The following is a 10,490-nucleotide window of genomic DNA, read 5'->3' on the forward strand; positions in this document are numbered from 1 at the left end:
GTGAGCTGGTGTCGGGATCTTGACACAACCGGGTCCCGCAACTTCACTATCTGTATCGCACCAGCTCACGACCGGCGTCATTCCCACCACGATTCGCGGTCGTTCGGGAACGCACCGTGTGCCCGATAGGATGCCCGCGTGACCGACCCGCGCCCGTCCCACCGCCCCGCCGACTTCCTCGCCGCCCACCGAGGCGGCGGACTCGCCACCCTCCTCGACCAGCGCGGCGGTGCCTACTTCGCTTACGCCGCATGGCGAACGGGCCTCAAGCCCACCCACCTCTCGCTCCTGAACCTCGTCATCGGGCTCGGCGTCAGCGCTACCGTCATCGCCTACATCCCCGTCGCGCAGGACGGCGCCCCCTGGTGGCCCGTCGCCCTCGCCGCGCTCGTGCTCTGGCAGATCGCCTACATGCTCGACTGCGCCGACGGCCAGCTCGCCCGCGTCACCCGCACCGGCTCCGAAGCGGGCGCGCGCGTCGACATCCTGTGCGACATCGCCATCCAGGCCTCGGTCGTCTCCGTGGTCGTGGCCGTCACGAACGCCTACACGCCGGAGCTCCCCGCCTGGTGCGGCGCGGCCTTCGCGGCCCTGTGGATGACCAACCTCGTCACCGCCGTCATGGCCAAAGAGGACGACGGCGTCTCGATGGTCAAGAGCACCAGTCTCATCGTGCGATTGATCAAGCTCGTGCGCGACTACGGCTTCATCATCGTCGTAATCGCTCTGGCGCTGATCTGGCCCGAGCTCATGGCCGTGGTGCTGGTGGGCTTCGGCGCGGTGAACGCGCTGTTCCTCCTGGCGAGCATCGCGAGCAACGCCCGGGTCTCGCTCCGCTAGGCCTTGATCAGTTCCCCGTAGATCTCGATCAGCCGCTTGAGGGTCACCTCGGGGGCGAAGACCGTTTCGTAACGGGCCCTGGCGTTCGCGGCGAACGACGGGTCCTTCGCGACGGCTTCGAGCCCGCGCGCCAGCGCCTCGGGGGTCGGTTCGACCGCCACGCCCGCAGGGGCTTCGGTGTCGGCTCCGGCGATGAACGGCGCGCCGCCCATCCGCGTGGCGACCACCGCGCGTCCCGCCGCGAGCGCTTCGATGCCGCTGGTCGGCAGGATGTCCTGCCAGATCGAGGGCACGACCACCGCGGCCGAGGCCGCCAGCGCCGCGTCCCGCTCGGCGGGTTCGAGCTGCCCGAGGTACTCGATGTCGTCCCGTTCGGCCGCGGCCGCCTCCACCAAAGGTCGCAGCGGCCCGTCGCCGGCGATCCGCAGCACCTGTCCCGGCAGGTCGGTCCGCTTCCAGGCCTCGAGCAGGAGCGCGACGCCCTTCTCCGGGACCAGCCTGGCCCCGAACAGGAAGCCCGCGCCGAGCGGCACCGCGCCGGGGTCGGCGACGGCGTTCGGTTTGACGCGGATGCGGCCGGCTTCGATGCCGATGCTCTTCAGGTACTCGGCCATCGCGTCGGTCAGCGCGATGAAGCGGTCCACGCCCCGCCACGTTCCCTGGTGGACGCCGAGTGCGACGGCCATCACGGCGCTCTGCGGCCGCGACCCCCGGTAGCAGGCGTGGATCACGCCGGGTGCGTTCCAGCGCTTGCCGTGGCAGTCGCGACAGTCGTGGCCGTCGCGGAAGTAGAGCCCGTTCACGCAGTCGTGCCGGTAGTTGTGAATGGTCTGCACCACTTTGACCCCGTGCTTGTGGGCGGTGCCGACCACCGACGGCGACAGCAGCGGGTACGGGTTGTGCAAGTGCAGCAGGTCCGGTCGTTCGCGCTCCAGCAGCGCCGCGAGCTCGCGCTGCGTCCCGGCCGCGTGGATCGGCGAGGCGATCAGGGCGGCTTTGCGGTGGGCGGGAAGGGAAGCGATCTCGTCCGAGGAGCGCAGGAACGGCACCACCTCGACGCCGGCCTCGCGGAGCGCCCCGATCTCGTAGTCCACGATCACGTTCTCGCCCGACGGCTGCGCCGAGGAGTACCTGTTGTGGGCGATGACGATCTTCACAGTTTCCCTCATGCGGTCTCGGGGTGGCGCGGACGGCTTTCAGCTCGGCCGAACATACCTCAGCAGCGGAATAGGTGTAGGTTGTCGGGTACCGTGTCGGCGGGCCGCCCAGCCCGAGAAAGGCGCAGTCGGAGACGCAGCGCTGATCTCCGCCCGCGGACACTCACCTCCACCGTAAGCTGACGACCGCAGGGATGTGCAGTGGCTACGAGCCTGGAACGCCCAGCAAAGGATCTCCACGGAAGTGGCAGTGTTCCGCAAAACCCAGCCGGGAAGTACGGACGACCGGGGGCGTCGGTGGCCAGGACTCGCGAAGGCGGAGACCCGCAGCTCGTCACGAACGGGGTCACCCGCTCGACCTGGCGCCGCTTCGTCCGCGCCTCCAACTGGCACCGGTACTACCAGGCCGCCCTCGTGGGCGCCGACCTGCTCGCCGTCCTGCTCTCCAGCGTCATCGCGGTCAACCTCACCCACTCGCCGAGCGCCGGTTTCGACACCGACAACCAGCTGCACTTCTTCTACCTGACGGTCTGGCTGCTGCTGCCCCTCGCGTGGCTGCTCTCCCTGTGGGGCACCGGTTCCTACGACCGCCGCTACTTCGGCATGGGCAACGAGGAGTTCAAGCGCACCATCCGCGCCTCCATGTTCATGCTGGCCCTCGTCTCCTTCGCCGCTCTGACGTTCAAAGCGGACGTCTCGCGTGTCGCGGTCGCGGTGATCCTGCTGGTCGCGGCCGTCCTCGTGTGCGCGTTCCGCTACGCGGCCCGCTACGGCCTGCATCGGATGCGCGCGGCCGGGAAGGGCGTGCAGCGCGTCCTGCTCATCGGCGCCTACCCCGAGGCGCTCGAGGTCTACCGGACGGTGCGCCGCGCTTCCGCGGCCGGCCTCGTCCCCGTCGGCATATATGTGACCGAGGGCGCGTCCTCGGTCCGCAATCTCGACACTCCGGTCCCGGTCTTCGCCGGGACCGATGTCGTGACCTGCGCCGAGCAGCTCGAGGCGGACACGCTCGCGGTCTGCGGTTCGGCCTCGGCCGACGCGTCCGACCTGCGCCGCCTCGCCTGGCAGCTCGAAGGCACCGGCCGCGACCTGGTGGTCGCCCCGCAGCTCACCGACATCGCGGGCCCGCGCGTGCACATCCGCCCCGTCGAGGGCCTGCCGCTCCTGCACGTGGAGGAGCCGAAGATCTCCGGCATCGGCTGGCTGATCAAGAACGTCCTCGACATCTCCTCCTCGGTGCTCGGCCTCGTGCTGCTGTCGCCGCTGCTCCTCGGCGTCGCGATCGCCATCAAGACCGACAGCCCCGGGCCGGTGTTCTTCCGCCAGAACCGGGTCGGGCGCGACGGCGAGACGTTCAGCTGCTGGAAGTTCCGCACCATGTACATCGACGCGGAGGAGCGCCAGGCCGCGCTCATGATGCACAACGAGACCGACGGCCTGCTGTTCAAGATGAAGGACGACCCGCGCATCACGAACGTCGGGAAGTGGCTGCGCCGCACCTCGATCGACGAGATCCCGCAGCTCATCAACGTCGTCCGCGGTGAGATGAGTCTCGTGGGGCCCCGGCCGCTCCCGGCCGAGAACGGCGACTTCCTCGGTGACGTGCGCCGCCGTCTGCTTGTGAGACCCGGCATCACCGGCCTGTGGCAGGTTTCGGGCCGATCCGACTTGTCCTGGGACGATGCCGTTCGCCTGGACCTTTACTACGTCGACAACTGGTCATTGACGACCGACCTTCAGATCCTGTTCCGGACCATCGCTGTAGTGTTGCGCCGAAAGGGCGCGTACTGACGGGCGACGCCGCGTGCACTGAGCGAATACACAGCTCGCGTCCAGGTGAACGCCAGGCCAACCCTGATAATCTGGGATATTGATGACTACTTACGGAACCGGCTCCCGCATCCTCGTCACGGGCGGCGCGGGCCTGGTGGGCAGCCACCTGGTCGACGCGCTCCTGGCGAAGGGCTGCGACGTGACCGCTGTCGACAACTTCGCCACCGGGGCTCGCGAGAACCTCGCCGAGCACCCTCGCCTCACGGTGGTCGAGGCCGATGTTACCGAGGGCCTGCCAGTCGGCGATGCGCCCTTCGACGCGGTCCTGCACTTCGCCTGCCCGGCCAGCCCGGTCGACTTCGCCACCCTCCCCATCGAGATCCTCCGTGTCGACTCGGTCGGCACGTTCCACGCCCTCGACCGCGCCCTGGCCGACGGCGCGCGCTTCCTCATGGCCTCGACCTCCGAGGTCTACGGCGACCCGCAGGTCCACCCGCAGCCGGAGTCCTACTGGGGCAACGTGAACCCGATCGGGATCCGCTCCTGCTACGACGAGGCCAAGCGCTTCAGCGAGGCCGCCGTCGCCGCCTACCACCGGCACAAGGGCCTCGACGCCGCGATCGTGCGGATCTTCAACACGTACGGTCCGCGCATGCGCCCCGACGACGGCCGCGTCATCCCCAGCTTCGTCTCCCAGGCCCTCGCGGGGGAGCCGCTCACCGTCACCGGCGACGGCTCGCAGACCCGCTCGCTCTGCTACATCGACGACCTGGTGAGCGGCCTCATCCTGCTCCTGGAGTCCGGCGAGTACGGGCCGATCAACCTCGGCACGGAGTACGAGCTCACCGTGCGCGAGATGGCCGACATCATCCTGCGGCTCACCGGTTCGACCTCGACGATCGAGTACATCGACCGTCCGGCCGACGACCCCGAGCGCCGCCGCCCCGACCTCACCGCCGCCCGCGAACTGCTCGGCTACGAGCCGCAGGTGCACTATGAGGCCGGCCTCAAAGCGACCATCGACTTCTTCGTGGCGAAGAATTCGGGAGCGACCGAGCTCACCGTCGATTGAGAGCATTCTCAGACACGACCGGGGCTTCCGTGTTTCGGACCCTTGGCGGCCACCACGTAAGCTGTGGCCATGACGCAATATGGCTCCAATTACCGCGCCAGCGCCTCGGTGCCGCCCGCAGGCGGCGGCGGAGCCCGGGTCGCCCAAGCGGCGTCCGGCGGTCCGACCCGGCGGGGCCTCATCGGCTCCGGGATCGGCCTGGTCGCCTCGATCGCGGCGGCCGGCGGCGGGTTCGCCGTCTGGTCAACGGCGAACAGCACCAACGCGGACCTCGACCGCGCCTTCGACCTCGACGCCATCCCCGAGGAGGACCGCCCCGAGCGGCTCAACGGTGCCCTGAACCTTCTGGTGATCGGCTCCGACCACCGCGAGGGCAACGATGAGTCCGACGCGCGCTCGGACACGACGATCATCATGCACGTCAGCGAGGGCGGCACCGAGGCCTACGGCATCTCGATCCCGCGCGACCTCTACGTGTACATCCCCGAGGACCCCGAAGCGGAGTACTCGGACTCGGTGGACAAGTTCAACGCGGCCTACGCGTGGGGCGGCGTGAACCTCACCGTCCGCACCGTCGAGAGCCTCACCGGCGTGCGCATCGACCACGTGGTCGAGATCGACTTCAACGGCCTCGTGCAAGTGGTCGACGCCCTCGGCGGCGTCACGTTGGACATCCAGCCCGCCGACGCCCCCGACTACTACGACGAGTCGGGCATCACCTCGATCCACGGCGACAAGATGTTCTTCCCGGCCGGACCGACCAAGCTGAACGGCGACGAGGCCCTCGACTACGTGCGCCAGCGCTACCAGTACCTGGAGGGCGACTTCGCCCGCATGCGCCACCAGCAGGACCTCATCAAGGCCATCATGGACTCCGCGCTGAGCGCCGGGGTGCTCACGGACGAGGACAAGCTCACCTCGTTCATCGACTCCACTTCGGATGCCGTGAAGGTCGACACGGAGTTCAACGCCGTGTCCACCGGCATCAACCTCATGAACATGCGCAGCGACGACCTGGTCTTCATGACCACGCCGAACCTGGGCACCGGCGAGCAGGGCGGCCAGTCGGTCGTCATCTACGCCGACGACCCCCAGGACCCCGAGTCGAGCAACCCCGACGCCGTCAGCCTCTGGGAGGCCGTGCGCGACGACCGGGTCGCCGACTGGGTCGAGGCCCACCCCGAAGACGAAGGCGAGTAGCGCCTCCCACCGAACAGTGAAGGGCCCGAGTGCGCAAGCACTCGGGCCCTTCGGCTTCCCGCTTCCTACGGGCGACCGCAGTGGACCGTTGTCGTCTGAAGTGGTTGGTGCGCCTAGTGATTCGTATGAAGCAAAATGTGAGCACTGTGTCCCGATGGGGTGATCCCGAAATCCAGGAGTGTGATCCAGGTCGTACGATATTTCCATCGTTCCTTCGACGTAGAGGCAGCACCGATGGCAGAGAACGCAGAACAGTACGTCCCCGACTTCGACATCTCCAGGCCCACCATCGCCCGTGTCTACGACGCGATCCTCGGCGGCAAGGACAACTTCGCGGCCGACCGCGAAGGCGCCGCCGCCTACATGAAGCACGTGCCCAACTCCAAGGAGGTTGCCATCGACAACCGCCTGGGCCTCGAAAAAGGCGTCGCCTACATGGCGAAGCACGGCATCGACCAGTTCCTCGACATCGGCGCGGGGCTGCCGACGATGCGCAACACCCACCAGGTCGCCCAGGAGATCAACCCCGAGGCGACGGTCGTCTACGTCGACAACGACCCGATCGTGCTCGCCCACGGCCGAGCCCTGCTGGCCACCAACGAGACGACCACGATCGTCACCGCCGACCTGCGCGACCCCGAGAGCATTCTCACCCACCCCGACGTCACGAAGGTCATCGACTTCGACCGCCCGATCGGCCTCATGGTGGTGGGCCTGTTCATGCACTTCCACGACCAGGAGAACCCCGGCGAATGGGTGGGGACCCTCCTCGACGCCTGCCCGAGCGGGTCCTACCTGCTCATGACCGACTTCGCCGACACCGGTGAACCGCAGCAGAAGGCCATCGAGCAGGCCGGCCTCGAAGCCCTCGGCAACGGGTGGGTCCGCAAGCCCGAGAAGATCCTCGAGCACTTCCAGGGGCTGCCGCTCGTGGAGCCGGGCCTGGACTGGGTCCCGCGCTGGTTCCCCGGTGAGCCCGACCGCGAGGTCCCCGCCGCCGAGGACCTGGCGCCGCACAACCGGATCATGATGGCCGGGCTCGGCTACAAGGCCTAGTCCGCCGATACAGGGAAGGCGCGCGGTGGGGAAGTCGCGCGCCTTCGTCGTGTCCGCGTTGCGGTCTCACTCGATCGGGTGAATTTCGGATTCTGGCACGCGGCCGTCCAGACGACTTCGACGGTTACTGACTGTAACGGTCGTCGAGGAGCTTCTTGAGGAAGTCCTGGGTCTTGTGCGGCTGGGTGGCCTGGACGCACAGGTGCTCCATGGCCGCCTGGTAGGCGTCGATCTCGTTGTCGCGCTCCAGGTACAGGCCGCCGGTGAGGTGCTCCAGGTAGATCACGTCGCTGAGTTCCTCGTAGGCGAACCGCAGCCAGGTGAAGGGCGCGCCGGCTCCGGAGTGGGCGCCGGCGGTGAACGGCACGATCTGGATGCGCACGTTCGGCTTGTCGCAGAAGTCGATGAGGGCTTTGATCTGCCCGTGCATGACGTTCGCGCCGCCGAACGGGCGGTGCAGCGCGGCCTCGTCGATCACGGCCCACAGTTCCGGCCGCTTCTCTTCGCGGTCGAGGATCTCCTGGCGCTTCATGCGCACGTCGATCCGCTTGTCGATCTCGGTCAGCGGGGTGTGGCCGTAGCCGAGCATCATCACCGCGCGGGCGTACGCCTCGCTCTGCAGCAGGCCGGGGATGACCTGGACCTCGTAGGTCCGGATCATGGAGGCGGCGCCTTCCATGTCCAGGTAGTTGCTGAACCAGTCGGGCAGGAAGTCGTTGTAGCGCTGCCACTTGCTGGGCTGGTTGGCCTGGCGGGCCATCTCGACGTAGCGCTCGATCTCGTTCTCGTCGGTGACCCCGTACATGATCATGAGGTCGCGGACGTCGCGCAGCCGGAACGAGACCCGGCCCAGTTCGACGCGGCTGATCTTCGAGGCCGATCCGCGGATCTCCTCGCCGGCGTCCTCGCGGGAGATGTCGGCGGCCTCGCGCAGGCGGCGGAGGTTGCTGCCGATCATCACGCGCAGGGTCGTGGGACCGCTCGGAAGGTCCTTATCGTCCTCCTTGGACGTCGCCATGCTTCTCACCCCCTGACCGGTGCCGCGTCTGCGCGAAAGAAAAACTCACCCTGACAGGGTAGCCGCTCGGCCTGTCCTGCCAGGGTGAGTGTGTTGCCCAAAGGCTCTCGCGAGGCGAGTGCTAGGCGATCATGTCGTCGAACTCGCCGTCCTTCGCGCCCTCGACGAGCGCCTTGATCTCGGCGACCGTGTAGATGAGGGCCGGGCCCTCGGGGAAGCGCGAGTTGCGGACGGCGATCTCTTCCCCGCCGGGGAGCGTAGCCAGCTCGACGCAGTTGCCGCCGTTGGGGCCGCTGCGAACGCTCTTTCGCCAAGCCAGTGACGAGGGGAGTTCCCCTGCCGGGATGCCGTTGCGTGCCTTGTCCATTCGAGATCCTTCCACCAGTGGCCGGGCGGTCCGGCCGGATCTTCACTTAAGGGTGACCGGCAGCCGGTTCTGCGGGCCTTCGCGCGCGGGCCTATCAGCACGGCCCGGCGGCGGACGATTCCGACATCCCCATCGCAGGTCGGGACAAGTGTCCCACATTACACTCCGTGACGGCACATGAGGATGCGCGCGCGAATGCTCGCGCGGATGCACGTGCATCTGCCCGGTGTTGATGCATGTTAGGATTCATGTGAGAATGCTCATTGACACGGGGGCACAAAGTTTGCAACCGTGGTCACGGACTCGAAAAGCCGTCAAACCGGCGCTCGTGTGCGCGACGGCGCATCGTCGACTGAGGTACGCATAACCCTCGGACCGGCAATCGCCTTCGGCCCACGGCGACCCGCATCGCACAACCGGACACGCCAGTGGTTTTGCAGAGCCTGGCCGGGCTTCGTCCGGTGAGGACCGATCGTCGCCGGAAGGGGTTGGGTGCCATGGAACGTCTTGAGGCACAGACGTTGCTGGGGGCGGCCGCGGCAGGCAAGCTGCGGAGCTCGATGTGCCAGCAGGTGATGGCGATCGAATACGACCGCAGCGGGCAGGTGCTCTACCGCTGCGCCCGTTCATGCGGGAAGCACACCGCGGATGCCGCCCAGGTCCAGGCAGGACTCCTGTGGCACTACCGCGGAAGGAGCCTCGGCGAGCACTACGGGCTCCCCGACGAGGAGATCGTCGAAGCGATGTTCGCGTCTCTCCAGCTCGCCTGGATCCGCGACGGAGACATCTACACAGCGCGCTTCCGTTAGGAGGCACCGTCGCCAGAAGCGACCGCGCGGCCCTGGCAGGGATCGCCGCGCACCCGAGACTTTGTTCTGTTTGGTGGGATAGAGCCTCGGGGAGGCCGGTGGGGGCCTCCCCGAGCTCTGCAACTGACTTGGAAATTCGCGAACAGTGCTGACACACTGAGAAGCGGGCGAGGCCGACGGGCCCCGCCCGCTTCCGTGCGTCCGGGGTCCTCGCACTGGGGAGCGGCGAGGGACCCGGGGTCAGCTGACGGTGATGTTGGAGCTGCCGGTGGACTGGTAGCCCTCGGTCGCCATGATCATGTAGTAGCTGAAGGCGCCGAGGTTCATGCCGGCCCGGGACCACGCGTCGAAGTGCGCGCCGGTGTCGATGGTGCCGGAGCTGCGGAGGTTCTGACGGACGCTCCAGTACTGCGCGAACGTCTTGGTGCCCTCCACCGACGGGGCGTTGTAGCGCATGGAGTGGCCGAGGGTGTAGTTGCTGCCGTTGATGTAGGCCGTGCCGCGGTTGGTCGCGCCGCTGCTGGGGTTGTACGGTCCGTGGGACTCGACGATGTAGTACTCCACCAGCGGGTTGGAGGTCCAGCCGTAGAGGGCCAGGTAGCCGTTGCTGCCGTGGTTGACCCAGCCGTTGTAGTTGACGGTGCGGCGTGAGCCGTTGGCCCAGCCCTTGCCCCCGACCCAGTTGTTGGCGCCGTTCCACTGGGAGCTGTAGTTCCCTCCCGCGCCGAGGGTCATCGAGGCCCTGCCCTGAGAGTCGGTCCAGAACGAGTAGTAGTACCCGTTGTGGGTTCCGGTCGCGTTCTGCGTGAGTGTCTGCGCATTGGCGACGCCGGGCATGACGAGTGCCGAAGCGGTCCCGAGTGCCAGTGCCCCGCCGAGCAGGAGCCCCCGGCGGCTGAACGGGTGTCCCTTGAGCGCTGCTTCCAAGGGGGAGTGTTCTTCTGACATGCGTCCTCCAGGTCGCATAGAAATGTATCGATGTCAGAATTATGCGGATTGCAGTGAAGTGCGTCAATAAGTTCCGAAGAACTATCGGAACTTTCTCCGAAAGTTTCGGATTTCGGGCGCTTCGGACCCCTGAACGGGCGTTGCGGATGCTGCGCGATGACGCTGCTGTGAAAAAGGGTGGTGCCCCCGGCAGTGTGTTGGTTCAGGACATAGGAAACCCATGTCTCGGGTCATAGGAAACTTTCCACGG

Annotated in this window: 10 protein-coding genes; 6 read left to right on the forward strand and 4 right to left on the reverse strand. The window is 67.4% G+C overall.

Annotation, left to right across the window (positions count from 1 at the left end; all coding sequences use genetic code 11):
• The first annotated feature begins 138 nt into the window (after positions 1-138).
• On the forward strand, positions 139-840 hold the full coding sequence (locus tag ACFO8M_RS19125) for a CDP-alcohol phosphatidyltransferase family protein (protein ID WP_387978481.1): 702 nt from the start codon (positions 139-141) through the stop codon (positions 838-840).
• Here ACFO8M_RS19125 and ACFO8M_RS19130 read toward each other — a convergent pair.
• The gene (locus ACFO8M_RS19130) at positions 837-1,997 is read right to left on the reverse strand and encodes a glycosyltransferase family 4 protein (protein WP_387978513.1); all 1,161 of its coding nucleotides are present in this window, start codon (positions 1,995-1,997) and stop codon (positions 837-839) included. The genes ACFO8M_RS19125 and ACFO8M_RS19130 overlap by 4 nt on opposite strands.
• Positions 1,998-2,294: 297 nt before the next feature.
• On the opposite strand from ACFO8M_RS19130, the gene ACFO8M_RS19135 reads away from it, so the two are divergent.
• From ACFO8M_RS19135 to ACFO8M_RS19150, 4 genes are all read left to right on the forward strand, one after another.
• On the forward strand, positions 2,295-3,788 hold the full coding sequence (locus ACFO8M_RS19135; RefSeq protein WP_387978483.1) for a sugar transferase: 1,494 nt from the start codon (positions 2,295-2,297) through the stop codon (positions 3,786-3,788).
• Between the two features lie 82 nt (positions 3,789-3,870).
• Positions 3,871-4,842, forward strand: coding sequence for a UDP-glucuronic acid decarboxylase family protein (locus tag ACFO8M_RS19140; RefSeq protein WP_387978485.1), 972 nt, complete (start codon positions 3,871-3,873; stop codon positions 4,840-4,842).
• A gap of 69 nt (positions 4,843-4,911) precedes the next feature.
• Entirely contained in the window at positions 4,912-6,042 is a 1,131-nt protein-coding gene (locus ACFO8M_RS19145) for an LCP family protein (protein WP_387978487.1), read from the forward strand.
• Between the two features lie 234 nt (positions 6,043-6,276).
• Positions 6,277-7,098, forward strand: a complete 822-nt coding sequence (locus ACFO8M_RS19150) for an SAM-dependent methyltransferase (RefSeq protein WP_387978489.1) — start codon at positions 6,277-6,279, stop codon at positions 7,096-7,098.
• A gap of 124 nt (positions 7,099-7,222) precedes the next feature.
• Here the strand turns inward: ACFO8M_RS19150 and ACFO8M_RS19155 are convergent, their stop codons facing one another.
• Together ACFO8M_RS19155 and ACFO8M_RS19160 are read right to left on the reverse strand one after the other, a co-directional pair.
• Positions 7,223-8,116, reverse strand: coding sequence for a helix-turn-helix domain-containing protein (locus ACFO8M_RS19155; protein ID WP_387978491.1), 894 nt, complete (start codon positions 8,114-8,116; stop codon positions 7,223-7,225).
• 121 nt (positions 8,117-8,237) lie between these two features.
• Positions 8,238-8,483: a DUF397 domain-containing protein gene (locus ACFO8M_RS19160; protein WP_387978493.1), complete on the reverse strand. Its 246-nt coding sequence runs from the start codon at positions 8,481-8,483 to the stop codon at positions 8,238-8,240.
• Positions 8,484-8,980: 497 nt separating this feature from the next.
• On the opposite strand from ACFO8M_RS19160, the gene ACFO8M_RS19165 reads away from it, so the two are divergent.
• Entirely contained in the window at positions 8,981-9,292 is a 312-nt protein-coding gene (locus tag ACFO8M_RS19165) for a hypothetical protein (RefSeq protein WP_387978495.1), read from the forward strand.
• A 240-nt stretch (positions 9,293-9,532) separates the two neighbouring features.
• Here the strand turns inward: ACFO8M_RS19165 and ACFO8M_RS19170 are convergent, their stop codons facing one another.
• Positions 9,533-10,240: a glycoside hydrolase family 11 protein gene (locus ACFO8M_RS19170; protein WP_387978497.1), complete on the reverse strand. Its 708-nt coding sequence runs from the start codon at positions 10,238-10,240 to the stop codon at positions 9,533-9,535.
• Between the last annotated feature and the right edge of the window lie 250 nt (positions 10,241-10,490).

Origin of the sequence: Glycomyces rhizosphaerae (assembly GCF_042647865.1) — a bacterium.
Classification (GTDB): Bacteria; Actinomycetota; Actinomycetes; order Mycobacteriales; family Micromonosporaceae; genus Glycomyces; species Glycomyces rhizosphaerae.

What these genes read in the sequence shown, in the direction of transcription:
- ACFO8M_RS19155 (WP_387978491.1), bottom strand. Translation starts at nt 8,116, where the DNA reads ATGGCGACGTCCAAGGAGGACGATAAGGACCTTCCGAGCGGTCCCACG.
- ACFO8M_RS19160 (WP_387978493.1), bottom strand. Translation starts at nt 8,483, where the DNA reads ATGGACAAGGCACGCAACGGCATCCCGGCAGGGGAACTCCCCTCGTCA.
- ACFO8M_RS19170 (WP_387978497.1), bottom strand. Translation starts at nt 10,240, where the DNA reads ATGTCAGAAGAACACTCCCCCTTGGAAGCAGCGCTCAAGGGACACCCG.
- ACFO8M_RS19140 (WP_387978485.1), top strand. Translation starts at nt 3,871, where the DNA reads ATGACTACTTACGGAACCGGCTCCCGCATCCTCGTCACGGGCGGCGCG.
- ACFO8M_RS19165 (WP_387978495.1), top strand. Translation starts at nt 8,981, where the DNA reads ATGGAACGTCTTGAGGCACAGACGTTGCTGGGGGCGGCCGCGGCAGGC.
- ACFO8M_RS19150 (WP_387978489.1), top strand. Translation starts at nt 6,277, where the DNA reads ATGGCAGAGAACGCAGAACAGTACGTCCCCGACTTCGACATCTCCAGG.
- ACFO8M_RS19145 (WP_387978487.1), top strand. Translation starts at nt 4,912, where the DNA reads ATGACGCAATATGGCTCCAATTACCGCGCCAGCGCCTCGGTGCCGCCC.